General features: G+C 57.4%; 15 protein-coding genes. 4 read left to right on the top strand and 11 right to left on the bottom strand.

Features of this window, described 5'->3' with window-relative positions; translation table 11 throughout:
* The first annotated feature begins 27 nt into the window (after positions 1 to 27).
* The 3 genes from kefF (at position 28) to folA (ending at position 3,010) form a co-directional block, all read left to right on the top strand.
* Positions 28 to 558: a glutathione-regulated potassium-efflux system oxidoreductase KefF gene (gene kefF / locus IM317_RS12125; RefSeq protein WP_023310358.1), complete on the top strand. Its 531-nt coding sequence runs from the start codon at positions 28 to 30 to the stop codon at positions 556 to 558.
* Positions 551 to 2,416 (top strand): glutathione-regulated potassium-efflux system protein KefC, encoded by a 1,866-nt coding sequence (gene kefC, locus IM317_RS12120; RefSeq protein WP_033144606.1) that lies wholly within the window; start codon positions 551 to 553, stop codon positions 2,414 to 2,416. Before kefF ends, kefC begins: the two co-directional genes overlap by 8 nt.
* Positions 2,417 to 2,530: 114 nt before the next feature.
* Positions 2,531 to 3,010 (top strand): type 3 dihydrofolate reductase, encoded by a 480-nt coding sequence (gene folA, locus IM317_RS12115; RefSeq protein ID WP_008502023.1) that lies wholly within the window; start codon positions 2,531 to 2,533, stop codon positions 3,008 to 3,010.
* 39 nt (positions 3,011 to 3,049) lie between these two features.
* On the opposite strand, the gene apaH is transcribed toward folA, so the two are convergent.
* The 6 genes from apaH to lptD are packed head-to-tail and all read right to left on the bottom strand — an operon-like array spanning position 3,050 to position 9,779.
* Positions 3,050 to 3,898 carry a bis(5'-nucleosyl)-tetraphosphatase (symmetrical) ApaH gene (apaH, locus tag IM317_RS12110; protein ID WP_023310360.1) on the bottom strand — a complete coding sequence of 283 codons (849 nt, stop codon included), beginning with the start codon at positions 3,896 to 3,898 and terminating at the stop codon, positions 3,050 to 3,052.
* A 4-nt stretch (positions 3,899 to 3,902) separates the two neighbouring features.
* The gene (apaG, locus tag IM317_RS12105) at positions 3,903 to 4,280 is read right to left on the bottom strand and encodes a Co2+/Mg2+ efflux protein ApaG (RefSeq protein WP_023310361.1); all 378 of its coding nucleotides are present in this window, start codon (positions 4,278 to 4,280) and stop codon (positions 3,903 to 3,905) included.
* Between the two features lie 3 nt (positions 4,281 to 4,283).
* A complete protein-coding gene (gene rsmA / locus IM317_RS12100; RefSeq protein WP_023310362.1) occupies positions 4,284 to 5,105 on the bottom strand; it encodes a 16S rRNA (adenine(1518)-N(6)/adenine(1519)-N(6))-dimethyltransferase RsmA in 822 nt (273 codons plus the stop codon).
* Positions 5,102 to 6,088: a 4-hydroxythreonine-4-phosphate dehydrogenase PdxA gene (gene pdxA, locus IM317_RS12095; protein WP_033144607.1), complete on the bottom strand. Its 987-nt coding sequence runs from the start codon at positions 6,086 to 6,088 to the stop codon at positions 5,102 to 5,104. Before pdxA ends, rsmA begins: the two co-directional genes overlap by 4 nt.
* Positions 6,088 to 7,374 (bottom strand): peptidylprolyl isomerase SurA, encoded by a 1,287-nt coding sequence (gene surA / locus IM317_RS12090; protein ID WP_033144608.1) that lies wholly within the window; start codon positions 7,372 to 7,374, stop codon positions 6,088 to 6,090. The genes pdxA and surA overlap by 1 nt, the downstream gene beginning before the upstream one ends.
* A 53-nt stretch (positions 7,375 to 7,427) precedes the next feature.
* The gene (gene lptD, locus IM317_RS12085; RefSeq protein WP_033144609.1) at positions 7,428 to 9,779 is read right to left on the bottom strand and encodes an LPS assembly protein LptD; all 2,352 of its coding nucleotides are present in this window, start codon (positions 9,777 to 9,779) and stop codon (positions 7,428 to 7,430) included.
* Positions 9,780 to 10,018: 239 nt separating this feature from the next.
* On the opposite strand from lptD, the gene djlA reads away from it, so the two are divergent.
* On the top strand, positions 10,019 to 10,834 hold the full coding sequence (gene djlA, locus IM317_RS12080) for a co-chaperone DjlA (protein WP_008502016.1): 816 nt from the start codon (positions 10,019 to 10,021) through the stop codon (positions 10,832 to 10,834).
* Positions 10,835 to 10,864: 30 nt separating this feature from the next.
* Here the strand turns inward: djlA and rluA are convergent, their stop codons facing one another.
* The 5 genes from rluA to araA all read right to left on the bottom strand — a co-directional run bounded on the left by rluA (position 10,865) and on the right by araA (position 19,249).
* A complete protein-coding gene (rluA, locus tag IM317_RS12075; protein WP_008502014.1) occupies positions 10,865 to 11,524 on the bottom strand; it encodes a bifunctional tRNA pseudouridine(32) synthase/23S rRNA pseudouridine(746) synthase RluA in 660 nt (219 codons plus the stop codon).
* 12 nt (positions 11,525 to 11,536) lie between these two features.
* Positions 11,537 to 14,443, bottom strand: a complete 2,907-nt coding sequence (gene rapA / locus IM317_RS12070) for an RNA polymerase-associated protein RapA (protein WP_033144610.1) — start codon at positions 14,441 to 14,443, stop codon at positions 11,537 to 11,539.
* 128 nt (positions 14,444 to 14,571) lie between these two features.
* The gene (gene polB, locus IM317_RS12065; RefSeq protein WP_033144611.1) at positions 14,572 to 16,929 is read right to left on the bottom strand and encodes a DNA polymerase II; all 2,358 of its coding nucleotides are present in this window, start codon (positions 16,927 to 16,929) and stop codon (positions 14,572 to 14,574) included.
* A gap of 74 nt (positions 16,930 to 17,003) precedes the next feature.
* Positions 17,004 to 17,699 carry an L-ribulose-5-phosphate 4-epimerase gene (gene araD / locus IM317_RS12060; protein ID WP_033144612.1) on the bottom strand — a complete coding sequence of 232 codons (696 nt, stop codon included), beginning with the start codon at positions 17,697 to 17,699 and terminating at the stop codon, positions 17,004 to 17,006.
* A gap of 47 nt (positions 17,700 to 17,746) precedes the next feature.
* Positions 17,747 to 19,249 (bottom strand): L-arabinose isomerase, encoded by a 1,503-nt coding sequence (araA, locus tag IM317_RS12055; RefSeq protein WP_033144613.1) that lies wholly within the window; start codon positions 19,247 to 19,249, stop codon positions 17,747 to 17,749.
* Positions 19,250 to 19,259 lie beyond the last annotated feature (10 nt).

Genomic DNA, 19,259 nt, shown 5'->3' with positions numbered 1-19,259 from the left:
AAGAAAGCAGTAACAACAGGCTAATCAATGATTCTGATAATTTATGCCCATCCTTATCCGCAGCACTCGCATGCGAATAAGCGGATGCTTGAGCAGGTAAGGACGCTTGATAACGTAGAGATACGTTCCCTCTATCAACTCTATCCCGATTTTAATATCGATATCGCCGCCGAACAGGAGGCGCTCTCCCGTGCCGATCTGATTATCTGGCAGCATCCAATGCAGTGGTACAGTACGCCCCCGCTCCTGAAGCTGTGGATTGATAAAGTCTTCTCCCACGGCTGGGCGTATGGCCACAACGGCAATGCGCTAAAAGGAAAAAGCCTGATGTGGGCGGTCACCACCGGCGGTGGGGAAAGCCATTTTGATATCGGTTCCTTCCCGGGTTTTGACGTTCTGGCGCAGCCGCTGCAGGCGACCGCGCTCTATTGCGGTCTGAACTGGCTCCCGCCGTTTGCGATGCACTGCACGTTTGTTTGCGACGATGAAACGCTGCAGGCGCAGGCTCGCCATTATAAACAACGCTTACTTGAGTGGCAGGAGACGCACCATGGATAGCCATACGCTGATACAGGCGCTGATTTACCTCGGCGCGGCGGCGCTGATTGTGCCCGTGGCGGTACGCCTGGGGCTGGGTTCGGTGCTCGGCTACCTGATTGCAGGCTGCGTCATTGGGCCGTGGGGCTTTAGACTGGTCACGGATGCCGAGGCGATTCTCCATTTCGCTGAGATTGGCGTGGTGCTGATGCTGTTTGTGATTGGCCTGGAGCTCGACCCGCAGCGGCTGTGGAAGCTTCGCGCCTCGGTATTTGGCGGTGGTGCGCTGCAGATGGTGGCCTGCGGCCTGCTGCTGGGTGGGTTCTGCATCCTGTTGGGTATGGACTGGAAAGTGGCAGAGCTCATCGGCATGACGCTGGCGCTCTCCTCGACGGCGATTGCCATGCAGGCGATGAACGAGCGAAATCTGACGGTCTCCCAGATGGGACGCAGCGCGTTCTCCGTGCTGCTGTTCCAGGACATTGCCGCTATCCCGCTGGTGGCGATGATCCCGCTGCTGGCGGCCAGTGGTTCCTCTACCACGCTGGGCGCTTTCGCGCTGTCGGCGCTGAAGGTGGCGGGCGCGCTGGCGCTGGTGGTGCTGCTTGGCCGCTACGTGACCCGCCCGCTGCTGAGGTTTGTCGCCCGTTCTGGCCTGCGCGAAGTGTTCAGCGCCGTGGCGCTGTTCCTGGTGTTTGGCTTCGGTCTGCTCCTGGAGGAGGCCGGGCTGTCGATGGCGATGGGGGCGTTCCTCGCAGGCGTGCTGCTGGCGAGCTCTGAATACCGTCACGCGCTGGAAAGCGATATCGAGCCGTTCAAAGGGTTGCTGCTGGGACTGTTTTTCATCGGCGTCGGGATGTCCGTCGACTTCGGTACGCTGGTGACGCACCCGCTGCGGATCGTCATCCTGCTCGTCGGCTTCCTGGTCATTAAAATGGTGATGCTGTGGCTGATTGCTCGCCCACTGAACGTGCCGGGCAGGCAGCGCCGCTGGTTCGCCGTGCTGCTGGGGCAGGGGAGTGAATTTGCGTTCGTGGTGTTTGGCGCCGCGCAGATGGCAAACGTGCTCGATCCCGAGTGGGCGAAGGCGCTGACGCTGGCGGTCGCCCTGTCGATGGCGGCGACGCCGGTGCTGCTGGTGGTGCTGACGCGTCTGGAAAAATCGGACAGCGGGCAGGAGCGCGAGGCCGACGAGATCGACGAGGAGCAGCCGCGCGTCATCATCGCCGGATTTGGCCGCTACGGGCAGATCGTGGGTCGTTTACTGCTGTCGAGCGGGGTGAAAATGGTCATCCTCGATCACGACCCCGACCATGTCGATACCCTGCGTAAATTTGATATGAAGGTGTTTTACGGGGATGCAACCCGCGTCGATCTGCTGGAATCCGCCGGGGCGGCAAAAGCCGAGGTGTTAATTAACGCCATTGACGATCCGGAAACCAGCATGCAGATGGTGGAGCTGGTAAAAGAGCATTTCCCGGCGCTGACTATTATCTCCCGCGCGCGCGATGTGGATCACTACATCCGGCTGCGGCAGGCGGGCGTAGACGCGCCCGAGCGTGAAACCTTCGAAGGTGCGCTGAAGTCTGGCCGCATGGCGCTGGAAAACCTGGGGCTCGGCGCGTATGAAGCACGCGAACGGGCAGACCTGTTCCGCCGCTTTAATACCGAGATGGTCGAAGAGATGGCGGCGATGGCCGGCAGTACCGCCACCGAGCGTGCGGCGGTCTTCAAACGCACCAGCGCGATGCTGACGGAAATCATTAACGAGGACCGTAACCACCTGTCGCTGATCCAGCGTCATGGCTGGCAGGGCACGGAAGAGGGCAAGCATACCGGCGATCCGGCTGACGAGCCCGAGAGTAAACCTTCCGCGTGAAGTGGAGTTGCCAGCAATATTAAAAAATTTCTTTATCTTTACCCTGCCGCCAGTCGACGAAAGATTAAGCTTTCCGTATAGTGGCGGCAATTTTTTGCATCCGGGAAATTTTCAATGATCAGTCTGATTGCAGCGCTGGCGGTGGACCGCGTTATCGGTATGGAAAATGCCATGCCGTGGAACCTGCCTGCCGATCTCGCATGGTTTAAACGTACTACGTTAAACAAGCCGGTAGTGATGGGCCGCCTGACCTGGGAGTCGATTGGTCGTCCATTGCCGGGCCGTAAGAATATCGTTATCAGCAGCCAGCCGGGCACTGACGATCGCGTCGAATGGGTAAAATCAGTAGACGAGGCGATTGCTGCATGCGGCAATGCCGAAGAGATCATGGTGATTGGCGGTGGGCGCGTGTACGAGCAGTTCCTGCCAAAAGCGCAGAAGCTGTATCTGACCCACATTGATGCAGAAGTGGAAGGGGACACTCATTTCCCGGACTACGATCCGGACGAGTGGGAATCGGTATTCAGCGAATTCCACGACGCGGATGCACAGAACTCCCACAGCTACTGCTTCGAGATTCTGGAACGTCGTTAAGTGATTTTCCCTCTCCCGGCCGGGAGAGGGAATTACGTATCAGGAGGCAACGGCCTCGCTTTCCCCCAGGTCCAGCTGTCGGTTGGACGGCTGCACAAAGTAAGCTTTATCTTCCCAGCGTAAGCAGGTTAACTCTCCGCCCCAGCAGCATCCGGTATCCAGACCGTAAATCCCTTCCGGTGTTCCTTTTCCTTCCAGTGCAGCCCAGTGGCCAAATACCACGCTGTACTCGCTTGTCACCGGTCCCGGAATGGCAAACCACGGCTTGAGCGGCGCGGGCGCGCTCTCCGGCGTCTCTTTGGAATACATATCCAGCTGTCCGTTCGGGAAGCAGAAGCGCATGCGGGTGAACGCGTTGGTGATAAAGCGCAGACGGGCCAGACCGCTGAGATCCTCGCTCCAGTGGTTCGGCATATCGCCGTACATGGCATCGAGGAAGAAAGGATACGAGTCGCTTGCCAGCACCGCCTCAACGTCACGCGCGCAGGTTTTCGCCGTCTCAAGATCCCATTGCGGGGTGATCCCGGCATGCGCCATGACCAGTTTTTTCTCTTCGTCGATCTGCAGCAGGGGCTGACGGCGCAGCCAGTTAATCAGATCGTCCGCGTCCGGCGCATCCAGCAGTGGGGTGAGGCGATCTTTAGGTTTGTTGCGGCTGATCCCGGCGAAAACCGCCAGCAGATGCAGATCGTGATTGCCCAGCACCATGCGGACGCTGTCGCCCAGCGATTTGACGAAACGTAATACTTCAAGGGAGCCGGGGCCACGCGCGACTAAATCGCCCGTCAGCCAGAGCGTGTCCTGTCCTGGCGTAAAGTCGACCTGTTTTAATAATGCGATCAGTTCATCGTAGCAACCGTGAACGTCGCCAATCAGATATGTAGACATTAGATTAATGAATGAGTGTGGTTACGGCGAGACGGAACACAGGAATGGCAACGCGGAAATCATTGCCATCGACGTCGACCATTTCATAATGGCCTTGCATGGTACCCATCGGCGTTTCAATCACCGCGCCGCTGGTGTACTGGTACTCTTCGCCAGGGGCGATGTGGGGCTGTTCACCGACCACACCTTCGCCCTGAACTTCGATTTCGCGGCCATTGCCGTTAGTGATAAGCCAGTAGCGCCCGCGCAGCTGCACGGGCATCCGCCCCAGATTGCGAATGGTCACGGTGTAAGCAAAAACAAAACGTTCTTCGTCCGGTGAGGACTGTGATTCAACATAGACGCTTTGTACATGGACACATACGCGGGGCGAATCAATCATGGCTTAACTCTCCTTCGGCGGCGCATTATCGCTGATGTAATTAGCCAGCTTGCAGTACTGCTCTACGGAAATGTTCTCCGCACGCATTGCCGGGTCAATCCCCAGCTCGGCTAACACCTCAACGGTAAACGAATTGCTCAGGCTGTTACGGATCGTTTTACGGCGCTGGTTAAAGGCTTCTGTGGTAATGCGGCTCAGTACGCGCAGATCTTTAACCGGATACGGTTTCGTCTTGTGCGGCACAAGGCGCACAACCGCTGAATCCACTTTTGGTGGTGGTGTGAACGCTGACGGCGGTACTTCGAGTACCGGGATCACGTTGCAGTAATACTGTGCCATCACGCTTAAACGACCATACGCTTTACTGTTCGGGCCTGCAACCAGACGGTTAACAACCTCTTTTTGCAACATGAAGTGCATGTCGGCAATGGCATCAGTATAGCTAAAGAGGTGGAACATGAGCGGCGTGGAGATGTTGTACGGCAGATTGCCGAACACGCGCAGCGGCTGGCCCATTTTTTCGGACAGTTCGCCAAAGTTCATGGTCATGGCGTCCTGCTGATAGATGGTCAGCTTCGGCCCGAGGAACGGGTGCGTTTGCAGGCGTGCGGCCAGATCGCGGTCCAGTTCGATGACGGTCAGCTCGTCGAGGCGTTCGCCTACCGGCTCGGTCAGCGCGGCAAGGCCCGGGCCGATTTCGACCATCGCCTGGCCTTTTTGCGGATTAATAGCCGAGACAATGCTTTCGATCACGAACTGATCGTTAAGGAAGTTTTGCCCGAAACGTTTACGGGCTAAGTGGCCCTGATGGACTCGATTAGTCATTGAGTATTAACAATCATTTTGATGGCGAGATTAAGCGCCGTAATAAAACTGCCGACATCCGCTTTCCCCTGGCCTGCCAGATCCAGCGCAGTACCGTGGTCAACGGACGTTCGAATAAAGGGTAAACCGAGGGTGATATTCACCCCGCGGCCAAAGCCCTGGTATTTTAGCACGGGCAGGCCCTGATCGTGGTACATCGCGAGCACGGCGTCGGCATTATCCAGGTATTTCGGCTGGAAAAGGGTATCTGCAGGCAGCGGCCCGCTGAGGTTCATCCCCTTCGCCCGCATTTCGTTGAGTACCGGAATGATGGTGTCGATCTCTTCGGTGCCCATGTGCCCGCCTTCACCGGCGTGCGGGTTCAGGCCGCAGACCAGCACGTGCGGCTGCGGGATCCCAAACTTTGTCTGCAGATCGTGGTGCAAAATCCCGATGATCTCGCGCAGGAGTTCAGGGGTGATCGCATCAGGAATGGCTTTGATCGGCAGATGGGTAGTCACCAGCGCAACGCGCATCTCCTCCGTCGCCAGCATCATCACCACTTTCGGGCTGTGCGAGCGCTCTTCGAAAAACTCCGTATGCCCGGTAAAGGTTATACCCGCTTCGTTGATGACGCCTTTGTGGACGGGGCCGGTGATCAGGGCGGCAAATTCGCCCTTCAGACAACCGTCGCAGGCGCGCGCAAGGGTTTCAACGACATAGTGACCGTTTTCCGTGCTGAGCTGGCCCGGGATGGCCGGCGTACGAAGGGGAACTGAAAGAAGGGTGAGCGTACCGGCTTGCTGCGGTGCAGGCTGTTGGCCTTCAACGTAAGGAATGAGCGTTAAAGGCAGACCGAGCAGCGTTGCCCGGTCTTGTAACAGTGTTGCATCGGCGCAGACAACCAGCTCTACCGGCCAGCTGCGCTGGGCGAGCTGAACAACGAGGTCAGGCCCAATCCCGGCGGGTTCGCCGGGCGTGATAACAACACGATGCTGTTTCATTAGTTGCTCAGAACTTTCACGTAAGCGCTGGCGCGTTGTTCCTGCATCCAGGTTGCTGCTTCTTCAGAGAACTTACGGTTAAACAGCATACGGTAGGCTCTGTCTTTCTGTGCCGCATCCGTTTTATCAACGTTACGGGTGTCCATCAGCTCGATCAGATGCCAGCCAAATGAAGAGTGGACCGGCGCGCTGATCTGGCCTTTGTTCAGCTTCATCAACGCGTCGCGGAAGGCAGGATCGTAAATATCCGCAGCCGCCCAGCCCAGATCGCCGCCCTGGTTAGCAGAGCCTGGATCCTGAGAGAACTCTTTTGCTGCCTTCGCAAATGAGGTTTTACCGCTCTTAATGTCAGCTGCGATCTGTTCCAGCTTCACACGCGCCTGATCGTCAGTCATGATCGGTGACGGTTTCAGAAGTATGTGGCGAGCGTGAACTTCGGTGACGGAGATATTTTGGCTCTGGCCGCGCAGATCGTTCACCTTCAGAATGTGGAAGCCCACGCCTGAACGAATAGGACCAACGATATCCCCTTTCTTCGCCGTGCTCAGCGCCTGGGCAAAGATAGATGGCAGCTCCTGAATACGTCCCCAGCCCATCTGGCCGCCTTTCAGCGCCTGTTGGTCAGCGGAGTAGGTGATTGCCAGCTTGCCAAAGTCGCCGCCGTTACGCGCCTGTTCAACAATAGAACGCGCCTGGCTTTCTGCTTCCGCAGCCTGATCGGACGTTGGGTTCTCTGGCAGTGGGATCAGAATGTGGCTCAGGTTCAGCTCTGTGCTCGCATCGTTCTGGTTGCCCACCTGTTTTGCCAGCGCGTCCACTTCCTGAGGCAGGATGGTGACGCGGCGACGCACTTCGTTGTTACGCACTTCCGAAATCAGCATCTCTTTACGGATCTGGTTACGGTAGGTGGCGTAGCTGATGCCGTCATAGGCCAGACGGCTGCGCATCTGGTCTAAAGACATATTGTTCTGCTTCGCGATGTTAGCGATCGCCTGATCGAGCTGCTCGTCAGTGATCTTCACACCCATTTTCTGCCCCATCTGCAGAACGATCTGATCCATGATCAGACGCTCCAGGATCTGGTGGCGCAGCGTGGCGTCATCAGGAAGCTGTTGACCGGCTTCGCCCGAATTGAGCTTCACCGATTTCATCAGACCGTCAACGTCACTTTCAAGCACGACGCCGTTGTTAACCACAGCAGCGACTTTATCAACAACCTGGGGGGCGGCGAAGCTGGTATTCGCAACCATAGCGACACCGAGCAGCAGCGTTTTCCAGTTCTTCATACTTTTTCCATTTCAATTAACCGCAAAGCGGATTACGTTGCAAATCAAGCACATTACAAGGCGCTACTGTACGGCAGAATATTCGAGCGCAGCATTTTCTGCGTACCCAGACCGTAGTTGGAACTCAGGCCGCGTAACTCGAAGTTAAAGCCAATCACGTTATCGTATTTGCTCTGATTGTTTTCACTGTTCCAGCCGTTAAGCTTGCGTTCGTAGCCGACACGCAGCGCGTAACAGCAGGAGTTATATTGCAGACCCACCATCTGGTCAGCAGGTTTATTGGCGTTAGTGTCAAAGTAGTAAGCGCCTACGATTGACCAGCGGTCGGCGATTGGCCAACTCGCTGCGCCACCCACCTGCGAAATACCGTCTTTATACTGCTCTGCAGTACCATAGTTTGGTAACGTCGCCTGAATATATTCCGGGCTGGCATAACGATAGGTCAACTGCACCATACGATCTTCATCCCGGCGGTACTCAATCGCCGCCGTACTGTTGGCGATATTGTCGAGACGGGTGTCATATTGCACGCCACCGCGAAGACCCCAACGATCGGTCATACGCCAGTAGGTATCACCAGCCCAAATCAGCGAACCTGTCTTGTTATCTTTCTCCCACTTAATATTGTCATCGCCCGTGCGAGACTCGGTGAAATAGTAGATTTGACCAACAGAAACGTTAAAACGTTCAACGGCAGCGTCATCATAAACGCGTGATGTGACCCCGGTCGTTAACTGGTTCGCTGAGGCGATGCGGTCAAGGCCACCGTAGGTACGGTCGCGGAACAGGCCGCTGTAATCAGATTGCAGTAAAGAGGAGTCATAGTTATTGATGTTGCTCTGATCGCGATAAGGCACGTACAGGTACTGCATACGTGGCTCCAGCGTCTGGGTATAGCCATCCGCCAGAAGTCCCATATTGCGTTCGAAGATCAGCTTACCGTCCATTTTGAACTGTGGAAGCGTACGGTTTACGCTTTCCTCAAGATGAGCGTTGTTGCTGGTGTTGTAATCATCAATATTTTTTTGCTGATAGTGTGTCGCCATCAGCTTGGCTTCCGTATTCAGGCTTGCCCAGTCATTCGACCATGGCAAGTTGATGACGGGCTCCAGGTGAACTCGGGTGGCTTCCGGCATATTGGAATTGGTGTTTACAAAATGCACCGCCTGACCATAAATACGGGTGTCGAACGGACCCACGTCATTCTGGTACCAGTTAACGTCCAGCTGCGGCTCGGCACCATAGGTACTCGCGGTCTGGCTGGAGAACACCTGGAACTGCTTGTTGGTTACCGTCGCATCGAAGTTCTGCACCGCATAGCCAACGCTGAAGATCTGCGTGGCATAACCGTCGGTACTCGAACCGTATTTTGACGAGAAATCGTTGAAGTAGTTCGGGTCACTGACCTTGGTGTAGTTAACGTTAAAACGCCAGACCTGATCCATTACCCCGGAATGCTGCCAGAAATACATCCAACGGTGTTTATCGCCTTCGGTCGGATGCTCGTCCTGGAAGACTTTATCCGACGGCAGATAATCCAGCTCCATCAGACCCGCACCGGCGTGGGTCAGATAGCGGAACTCGTTCTCCCACATGATGTTGCCGCGCTTGTGAATATAGTGCGGCGTGATCGTCGCATCCATGTTTGGCGCGATGTTCCAGTAATACGGCAGGTAGAACTCAAAGTAGTTCGTGGTGCTGTATTTGGCATTCGGGATCAGGAAACCGGAGCGGCGTTTGTCACCCACGGGAAGCTGCAGATAAGGGCTGTAGAATATGGGAACAGGGCCCAGCTTAAAGCGGGCGTTCCAGATCTCTGCGACCTGTTCTTCGCGGTCATGGATAACTTCGCTACCGACCACGCTCCAGGTATTGGAACCCGGCAGACATGACGTGAACGTACCGTTTTCCAGGATCGTATAGCGGTTTTCACCGCGCTGTTTCATCAGGTCAGCGTCGCCGCGCCCCTGGCGACCCACCATCTGGTAATCACCTTTCCAGACGTTAGTATCTTTAGTATTCAGGTTTGACCAGGCTTTCGGACCTTTCAGGATGACCTGATTGTCGTCATAGTGCACATTACCCAGCGCATCCACCGTTCGTACCGGCTCGGCCGCACCTTCCGGCTGTTTCTGGTGCAATTGCACTTCGTCTGCCTGCAGGCGGCTATTGCCCTGGTTAATATCGACATTGCCCGTAAAGGTGGCATTGTCAGGGTAAGTCCCTTTCGAACTGTCGGCAGTAATGGTTACCGGCAAGCTATTTGTATCGCCACTCACCAGTGGGCGATTATAACTTGGAACGCCAAGCATACACTGCGAGGCGAGATCGGCCGCCAGCCCCTGTTGACTGTACAGGGCGGAGCCAATCATTGTGGCCAGGAGGGTGGGGATACGTTTTTTCATACGTTGTATTTTATTGTTCCGTCATCAGTGGCTACGGCTTACAAACGCTCAGAGACTATCTTACTCATCTGCGCAGTACCAGCGTTAATCCTGCCCGTTTGCGTGCCAGAGTGTTAGGCTCGCTATCGAATGACGAGTATGATAAAGCAAATTATAGGCGATGTCCTTCAATTGACCGTGACTTGAACACAGTGATGATGACGTTGCGTCGGCAAGGAATATGACTATCCGGGGAGTATATGCAGTATTGGGGTAAAATAATCGGCGTTGCGTTCGCCATCATCATGGGTGCCGGGTTCTGGGGGATTGTGCTTGGGCTTATTATCGGCCATATGTTTGATAAGGCGCGCAGCCGCAAAATGGCCTGGTTTGCCAATCAGCGCGAGCGTCAGTCACTCTTTTTCTCCACCACCTTTGAGGTCATGGGGCACTTAACCAAATCCAAAGGGCGTGTCACAGAAGCCGATATTCAGATTGCCAGCGTCTTTATGGATCGCATGAACCTGCACGGCGACTCCCGTCTGGAAGCGCAAAATGCGTTTCGCATCGGTAAGTCGGATAATTATCCGCTTCGCGAAAAAATGCGTCAGTTCCGCAGCATCTGCTTCGGACGTTTTGATTTAATTCGGATGTTTCTGGAAATTCAAATCCAGGCGGCTTTCGCAGACGGTTCACTTCACCCTAATGAACGTGACGTGCTGTACGTCATTGCGGAAGAGCTGGGCATCTCCCGCATGCAGTTCGACCAGTTCCTGCGCATGATGCAGGGCGGGGCGCAGTTTGGCGGCGGCTATCACCAGCAGTCGTCCGGCGGTGCCTGGCAGCAGGCGCAGCGTGGTCCGACGCTGGAAGACGCCTGCAACGTGCTTGGCGTTAAGCCCTCTGACGATCAGACCACGATTAAACGTGCCTATCGTAAGCTCATGAGCGAACACCATCCGGACAAACTGGTCGCGAAAGGCTTACCGCCAGAAATGATGGAGATGGCGAAGCAAAAAGCGCAGGAAATCCAGAAGGCGTACGAGCTCATTAAAGAGAAGAAAGGTTTCAAATAAGAAAAAGCCCGACGATGTCGGGCTTTTTTTTTAGAAGTCCACCGGGGCTTTAAACGTCATCGCGTTACCGAAGGCCGGATGGGTGATGGTGAGCGTCTGCGCGTGCAGCTGCAGACGTGGCGCTAAGGCCAGCGCTTCAGGCGGCGCGTAGAAGCGGTCGCCCAGAATCGGATGACCCAGGGCGAGCATATGCACGCGCAGCTGGTGCGAACGTCCGGTAATCGGCTTAAGCAGGACGCGCGCGGTATTATCCGGCGCGTACTCCAGCACTTCGTACTCGGTCTGCGCGGCCTTGCCAGTTTCGTAACACACCTTCTGCTTAGGCCGGTTTGGCCAGTCGCAGATCAGCGGTAAATCTACCAGCCCTTCCGCCTGTGCGGGGTGGCCCCAGACGCGGGCGACATACTGCTTTTTCGGCTCGCGCTCGCGGAACTGGCGCTTTAACTCGCGTTCCGCCGCTTTGTTCAGCGCCACCACAATCACGCCGCTGGTGGCCATATCCAGGCGATGGACAGACTCCGCCTGCGGATAATCGCGCTGAATGCGCGTCATCACGCTGTCTTTGTGCTCGTCCAGACGCCCCGGCACGGACAACAGGCCGCTGGGCTTGTTGACCACCATAATGTGTTCATCCTGATACAGAATGACCAGCCAGGGATCCTGAGGCGGATTGTAAGGCTCCATCACCATCTTGCGCTCCGTTTACTGATGCGTCACAACGATAAGACGCAGGGCATCCAGACGCCAGCCAGCCTGATTCAGGCTTTCCAGCACCTGCTGACGGTTGCTTTCAATCGCCGCCAGCTCGTCGTCGCGGATGTTCGGGTTGACCGCTTTTAACGCTTCCAGACGGGACAGCTCCGCAGACAGTTTCTCGTCGGCTTCACTGCGCGCGGCGTCAATCAGCGCTCTGGCCGCTTTTTCAATCTGGGTTTCGCCCAGTTGCAGAATAGCGTGCACATCCTGCTGTACCGCGTTCACCAGCTTGCTGCCCGTGTGGCGGTTTACCGCGCTCAGCTGTCGGTTGAAACTCTCGAATTCAACCTGTCCCGCCAGGTTCGTGCCGTTTTTGTCCAGCAGCAGGCGGACGGGCGTTGGCGGCAGGAAGCGGGTGAGCTGCAGCTGTTTCGGCGCCTGCGCTTCCACAACGTAGATCAGCTCCACCAGCAGGGTGCCCACCGGCAGCGCCTTGTTTTTCAACAGGGAGATGGTGCTGCTGCCGGTATCGCCGGAGAGGATCAGGTCCAGCCCGTTGCGGATCAGCGGGTGTTCCCAGGTGATAAACTGGGCATCTTCGCGGGACAGCGCCACATCACGCTCAAAGGTGATGGTACAGCCATCTTCCGGCAGGCCCGGGAAATCCGGAACCAGCATGTGATCGGACGGGGTCAGGACAATCAGGTTCTCGCCGCGATCGTCCTGGTTGATGCCGACGATATCGAACAGGTTCATGGAGAAGCTGATCAGGCTGGTGTCATCATCCTGTTCTTCAATGCTCTCAGCCAGCGCCTGCGCTTTTTCACCGCCGTTGGAGTGGATCTCCAGCAGGCGGTCGCGGCCCTGCTCCAGCTGCGCTTTCAGCGCATCGTGCTTCTCACGGCAGGACTTGATCAGCTCATCAAACCCTTCCGCGTTTTCCGGCGTGGCCAGGTAGCCGATCAGATCGCCATGCACTTGATCATAAATGGTGCGGCCCGTCGGGCAGGTATGTTCAAACGCGTCCAGACCTTCGTGGAACCAGCGTACCAGCACGGACTGCGCGGTTTTTTCCAGATACGGCACGTGGATCTGAATATCATGCGCCTGGCCGATACGATCCAGACGGCCGATGCGCTGCTCGAGCAGATCCGGGTTAAACGGCAGATCGAACATCACCAGGTTGCTGGCGAACTGGAAGTTACGGCCTTCAGAGCCGATTTCCGAGCACAGCAGAACCTGTGCGCCGCTGTCCTCTTCTCCGAACCACGCCGCGGCGCGGTCGCGCTCGACGATGGACATGCCTTCGTGGAACACGGCGGCGCGAATGCCTTCACGCTCGCGCAGAACCTGCTCCAGCTGCAGCGCGGTGGCCGCTTTGGCGCAGATCACCAGCACTTTCTGGGAGCGGTGCGCGGTCAGGTAGCCCATCAGCCACTCCACGCGCGGATCGAAGTTCCACCAGGTGCCGGTATCGCCTTCAAATTCCTGGTAGATTTGTTCCGGATAAAGCATGTCGCGGGCGCGCTCTTCCTGGGTTTTGCGCGCACCCATAATGCCGGAGACTTTAATCGCCGTCTGATACTGCGTCGGCAGCGGCAGCTTAATCGTATGCAGCTCGCGTTTCGGGAAGCCTTTGACGCCGTTACGGGTGTTACGGAACAGCACGCGGCTGGTGCCGTGGCGGTCCATCAGCATGTCGATCAGCTCTTTACGCGCGGATTCCGCGTTGTCGCTGTCGCTGTTCGCAGCCTGCAAAAGCGGCTCGATATCCTGCTCGCCAATCAGGTCGCTCAGGGTGTTGAGTTCGTCATCAGAAAGACGCTTGCCCGCCAGCAGCATGGCGACGGCATCGGCGACCGGGCGGTAGTTATTTTGTTCTTCCACGAACTGCGCAAAGTCGTGGAAACGGTTTGGATCGAGCAGGCGCAGACGGGCGAAGTGGCTTTCCAGACCCAGCTGCTCCGGCGTTGCGGTCAGCAGCAGAACGCCAGGCACGCGCTCGGCAAGCTGCTCAATAGCCATGTATTCGCGGCTCGGCGCGTCTTCGCTCCAGACCAGATGGTGCGCTTCGTCAACGACCATAATGTCCCACTCGGCATCGCACAGATGCTCAAGACGCTGCTTGCTGCGGCGCACGAAGTCCAGGGAACAAATGACCAGCTGTTCGGTTTCAAACGGGTTGTCGGCGTCGTGCTGCGCTTCGGCATAGCGTTCATCGTCGAACAGGGAGAAACGCAGGTTAAAGCGGCGCAGCATCTCAACCAGCCACTGGTGCTGCAGGGTTTCTGGCACCACGATCAGCACGCGTTCGGCAGCGCCGGAAAGCAGCTGTTGATGCAGGATCATGCCCGCTTCGATGGTTTTACCCAGACCCACTTCATCTGCCAGCAGCACGCGCGGCGCGTGGCGACGGCCCACGTCGTGGGCGATGTTCAGCTGGTGGGGGATCAGGCTGGTGCGCTGGCCGCGCAGGCCGCTCCACGGCATGCGGTACTGTTCACTCTGGAACTTACGCGCGCGATAGCGCAGGGAGAAGCGATCCATACGGTCGATTTGCCCGGCAAACAGGCGGTCCTGCGGCTTGCTGAACACCAGTTTGCTGTCGAGCAGCACTTCACGCAGGATGACATTGGCTTCATCCGTATCAAGACGAGTACCAATGTAGGCGAGCAGTCCATTCTCTTCTTTTACGTCTTCAATCTTGAGCTGCCAGCCGTCATGGCTGGTCACGGTGTCGCCCGGATTGAACATCACGCGGGTAACAGGGGAGTCATTGCGAGCGTACAGACGGTTTTCACCGGTGGCAGGGAAGAGGAGGGTAACCATACGCGTATCGATTGCTACGACGGTTCCTAGTCCAAGTTCGCTTTCTGTATCGCTGATCCAGCGTTGACCAAGTGTAAAAGGCATAGTTGTTCGGCTCTAATCTTTAATTGCAGGCAATAGTTCGACTACCGTCAAAAAAGACGGTCAACGAAAAATGGGTCCAGGAATGGAAAGGGCGCTATGGTACTGGATGGCAGCCATTTCGTCACGCGTCAAAATAGGCCAAGTTGCCCTGTAACCAGTGTAGCAAAATCATCGTCGATGAAGGGCAAAATTCCGTCGGCAACCGGCTGAAGCTGGCGCGTCAGATAGTGTTCGTAATCGAGAGGAGAGTGCTGATAATCCACGGGTTCCGGGCCGCTAATGGTCCAGACGTATTTGATGGTTCCCCGGTTTTGATACTGCGGTGCGCGGCCACGGCGTACGTTTTCCTCATCCGCCAGGCGCGCGGCGCGTACGTGCGGAGGAACGTTGCGCTGGTACTCCGCCAGCGGGCGGCGCAGGCGCTTGCGGTATACCAGCTGCGCGTCAAGTTCGCCCGCCATCAGGCTGGCTATCGTCTCGCGCACGTAGTCCTGATAGGGCTCATTGCGAAACACCCGCAGATAGAGTGTCTGCTGGAACTGCTGCGCCAGCGGCGTCCAGTCGGTACGTACCGTCTCCAGCCCTTTAAAAACCATCCGCTGCGCGTCGCCTTCCTGAATCAGCCCGGCGTAACGCTTCTTGCTGCCCTGATCGGTGCCGCGAATGGTGGGCATTAAAAAGCGGGCGAAATGGGTTTCAAATTCCAGCTCCAGCGCGCTGGTTAACCGCTCTTTCTGCAAATGTTCCTGCCACCAGTCGTTCACGAAGGCGACCAGCGCGTTGCCGATTTGCGCGGCGTCGTCTTCTGAATGCGCGCCCTTAAGCCACACAAAGGTGGAGTCCGTGTCGCCGTAGATGACGTCATAGCCCCGGGACTCAATCAGCGCTTTGGTCTGGCGCATGATCTCGTGCCCGCGCATGGTGATCGAGGAGGCCAGACGCGGGTCAAAGAAGCGGCAGGCGCTGGTGCCCAGCACGCCGTAAAAGGCGTTCATAATGATTTTCAGCGCCTGTGATAGCGGCTTGTTGCCGTGGCGCTTGGCCTCATCGCGGCCGTGCCAGATGTTTCCCACGATTTCAGGCAGGCAGTGTTTTTCCCGCGAGAAGCGTGCGCCGAGGAAACCTTCGGTGCTGTGCTCATCGTCCGGCTGGGCCATGCCCTCAACCAGCCCGACGGGATCGATCAGGAAGGTACGGATAATCGACGGGTAGAGGCTTTTGTAGTCCAGCACCAGAACGGAGTCATACAATCCTGGCCGGGAGTCCATGACGTAGCCTCCGGGGCTTGCCTGCGGCGGTACGTCCCCGAGGTTGGGGGCGACGTATCCCGCCCGGTGCATCCGCGGAAAATAGAGGTGGCTAAAGGCCGCGACGGAGCCGCCGTGCCTGTCTGCCGCCAGGCCGTTTACCGTCGCGCGCTCCAGCAGGAACGGCATAATCTCGGTTTTGTGGAAAATCTGCGTGACCAGCTCGCAGTCTTTCAGGTTGTAGGTGGCAAGCGCCGGTTTATCTTCATTAAAGCGCCGGTCGATCTCGTCCATTCTGTCCCAGGGGTTGTCGATGGATTTGCCTTCGCCAAGCAGCTCCTGTGCGACCGCTTCGAGGGAGAATGAAGAGAAGTTCCAGAAGGCGGACTTAAGCGCCTCAATGCCGTCGATAATCAGGCGACCGTTGGCCTGCGCGAAAAAAACACCGTTCTTAAAACCGTGTTCTCGCCATTCCAGCTCGCTGTTTCCGCGCCCCAGCAACAGCGGGATGCGGTAGCGCTCGGCGTGCTTTTGCAGCACGCGCAGGTCGAACTGCACCACGTTCCAGCCGATCAGGACGTCGGGGTCGTTGTCTGCAAACCACTGGTTAAGCTTCTCCAGCAGCTGCGGGCGGCTGTTGACGTACTCAAGCCGGAAATCCAGCGCGGACGCATCGCCATTCGGCGGCCCGAGCATATAGACAACCCGATCGCCGCAGCCTTCCAGACCGATGCAGTACAGTTCGCCGTGACGGGTGGTTTCGATATCCAGTGAGACCCACTTCAGCGGCGGGCGGTAGTGCGGATTCGGCTTCAGGCGCGCGTTAACGAGGCTGCCGCAATGCGCGGTGCCGTCGACCCAGACGGGGGCGGTAATAAACCGCTCCATCAGAAAGCGTTCCGGTGGGCGGATATCCGCCTCGTAGAGCGTCACGCCCGCCTCGCGGAGCAGCTTTTCATAGCGCATCAGCTGACGATGGGCGCGACAGTAGAGGCCGTAAACCGGCTGGCGGTGGAAATCCTTCAGCTCAAGCGGGGTCATGCGCCAGCCGTTTTCGCCGCGCAGCAGCTGCTTCACCTTTTCGACGTGGGCTTCAGGAATAAAAGCCACGGATTCCTGCGGGGGCAGCGTAACGTGTAGCGGACCGCTGTCGGTTGCCAGCCAGAACGCGACCTCGGTGCCCTGAGGGGTATCCCGCCAGTGTCGGGTCAGTAAAAAGCCTTCTTGCGCCTGCGCCACGCCGTTATCCCAGAAAACAAAACCAGGCCTGATTATAGCCTGGTTAAGATTTTAATGCTGGGTTTATATACAGTTTACTGCCCGTAATAGGCCTTCGCGCCGTGCTTGCGCAGGTAATGCTTATCCAGCAGGGTTTGCTGCATATCCGGCAGCTGCGGCGCCAGCTGGCGACAGAAGATCCCCATATAGGCGACCTCTTCGAGCACGATGGCGTTATGCACCGCGTCTTCCGCGTTTTTACCCCAGGCAAACGGGCCGTGGGAGTGCACCAGCACGCCGGGCATCTGCGCGGCGTCGATCCCCTGTTTTTCGAAGGTTTCGACAATCACGTTGCCTGTTTCCCACTCATATTCGCCGTTAATCTCGGCGTCGGTCATCAGACGCGTGCAGGGAATTGTGCCGTAAAAGTAGTCCGCGTGCGTGGTGCCGGTCGCCGGGATGGACTGGCCCGCCTGCGCCCAGATGGTGGCGTGGCGCGAATGGGTATGCACGATGCCGCCGATGGTCGGGAATGACCGATACAGCAGGCGGTGAGTCGGCGTATCGGAGGACGGTTTTTTCTTACCTTCGACCACTTCGCCGGTCTTAAGGCTGACAACGACCATATCGTCTGCGGTCATCACCGTGTAATCCACGCCGGAAGGCTTAATCACGAACACGCCTTTTTCGCGGTCAACGGCGCTGACGTTGCCCCATGTCAGGGTGACCAGATTATGTTTCGGCAGCGCCAGGTTGGCTTCGAGCACCTGACGTTTGAGATCGTCTAACATCGTTATCTCCCTGCCCGGTGAGCGTAGCGTCACCGGGCATTCCGTACTTAGCGTTTTGAACCGTAATAGACTTCGTTCCAGCGCAGCGCGTCTTTGAAGGCGGGCAGGCGGGTATCGTTATCAATCACGGTCAGCTCGATGTCGTGCAGCTCGGCGAACTGACGCATGTCGTTCAGATCAAGGGCGTGGCTGAACACCGTGTGGTGCGCGCCGCCGGCCAGGATCCAGGCCTCTGAGGCGGTTGGCAGGTCAGGCTGTGCTTTCCACAGGGCGTTGGCCACCGGCAGTTTCGGCAGAGAGTGCGGCGTTTCAACCGCATCGACGCAGTTCACCAGCAGGCGGAAGCGATCGCCCAGGTCGATCAGGCTGGCGTTGATGGCCGGGCCCGTACGGGTGTTGAAGATCAGACGCGCCGGATCGGCTTTGCCGCCGATGCCGAGGTACTGCACGTCGAGGATCGGTTTCTCTTCCACGGCGATCGTCGGGCACACTTCCAGCATGTGCGAGCCGAGCACCAGGTCGTTGCCGTTTTCGAAGTGATAGGTGTAGTCCTCCATAAAGGAGGTGCCGCCCTGCAGACCGGTCGACATCACCTTCATGATGCGAAGCAGAGCGGCAGTTTTCCAGTCGCCTTCGCCCGCAAAGCCGTAGCCCTGCTGCATCAGACGTTGTACCGCCAGGCCCGGCAGCTGTTTCAGGCCGTGGAGGTCTTCAAAGGTAGTGGTAAAGGCGTGGAAGCCGCCCTGTTCCAGGAAGCGCTTCATGCCCAGCTCGATGCGCGCCGCGTCCAGCACGTTCTGACGCTTGTCGCCGTTGATTTGTGCCGCAGGCGTCAGGCGGTAGCTGCTTTCGTACTCGTCCACCAGCGCGCTCACGTCGCCGTCGCTGACTTCATTCACCACCTGCACCAGGTCGCCCACGGCCCAGGTATTCACGGAGAAGCCGAACTTGATCTGCGCGGCCACTTTATCGCCGTCGGTGACCGCCACTTCACGCATGTTGTCGCCAAAACGCACCACTTTCAGATGGCGGGTATCCTGCTTAGAGACCGCCTGACGCATCCATGAGCCGATACGCTGTTGCGCCTTGCCATCCTGCCAGTGGCCGGTGACCACCGCGTGCTGCTGGCGCATACGCGCGCCGATGAAGCCGAACTCGCGGCCGCCGTGCGCGGTCTGGTTCAGGTTCATAAAGTCCATGTCGATGCTGTCCCACGGCAGGGAGGCGTTGAACTGGGTATGGAACTGCAGCAGCGGTTTGTTGAGGATAGACAGGCCGTTGATCCACATTTTGGCGGGTGAGAAGGTGTGCAGCCACACCACCAGACCGGCGCATTTATCGTCGTAGTTGGCGTCGCGGCAGATGTGGGTAATTTCGTCAGGCGTCGTGCCCAGCGGTTTCAGCACCAGTTTGCACGGCAGTTTAGCTTCCGCGTTCAGCGCGTTAACGACGTGCTCCGCGTGTTTCGTCACCTGCTGCAGCGCTTCCGGTCCGTACAGATGCTGGCTGCCAATCACAAACCATACTTCATAGTTATTAAAAATGGTCATCATCGTGTCC

The organism is Enterobacter cloacae complex sp. S3 (assembly GCF_014930495.1).
Taxonomy (GTDB): Bacteria; Pseudomonadota; Gammaproteobacteria; order Enterobacterales; family Enterobacteriaceae; genus Enterobacter; species Enterobacter asburiae_B.
This window is presented reverse-complemented; position numbering and strand designations above follow the sequence as displayed.

Coding starts and splice junctions, on each gene's coding strand:
- kefF (WP_023310358.1), top strand. CDS start 28: ATGATTCTGATAATTTATGCCCATCCTTATCCGCAGCACTCGCATGCG.
- kefC (WP_033144606.1), top strand. CDS start 551: ATGGATAGCCATACGCTGATACAGGCGCTGATTTACCTCGGCGCGGCG.
- folA (WP_008502023.1), top strand. CDS start 2,531: ATGATCAGTCTGATTGCAGCGCTGGCGGTGGACCGCGTTATCGGTATG.
- apaH (WP_023310360.1), bottom strand. CDS start 3,898: ATGTCTACATATCTGATTGGCGACGTTCACGGTTGCTACGATGAACTG.
- apaG (WP_023310361.1), bottom strand. CDS start 4,280: ATGATTGATTCGCCCCGCGTATGTGTCCATGTACAAAGCGTCTATGTT.
- rsmA (WP_023310362.1), bottom strand. CDS start 5,105: ATGACTAATCGAGTCCATCAGGGCCACTTAGCCCGTAAACGTTTCGGG.
- pdxA (WP_033144607.1), bottom strand. CDS start 6,088: ATGAAACAGCATCGTGTTGTTATCACGCCCGGCGAACCCGCCGGGATT.
- surA (WP_033144608.1), bottom strand. CDS start 7,374: ATGAAGAACTGGAAAACGCTGCTGCTCGGTGTCGCTATGGTTGCGAAT.
- lptD (WP_033144609.1), bottom strand. CDS start 9,779: ATGAAAAAACGTATCCCCACCCTCCTGGCCACAATGATTGGCTCCGCC.
- djlA (WP_008502016.1), top strand. CDS start 10,019: ATGCAGTATTGGGGTAAAATAATCGGCGTTGCGTTCGCCATCATCATG.
- rluA (WP_008502014.1), bottom strand. CDS start 11,524: ATGGTGATGGAGCCTTACAATCCGCCTCAGGATCCCTGGCTGGTCATT.
- rapA (WP_033144610.1), bottom strand. CDS start 14,443: ATGCCTTTTACACTTGGTCAACGCTGGATCAGCGATACAGAAAGCGAA.
- araD (WP_033144612.1), bottom strand. CDS start 17,699: ATGTTAGACGATCTCAAACGTCAGGTGCTCGAAGCCAACCTGGCGCTG.
- araA (WP_033144613.1), bottom strand. CDS start 19,249: ATGACCATTTTTAATAACTATGAAGTATGGTTTGTGATTGGCAGCCAG.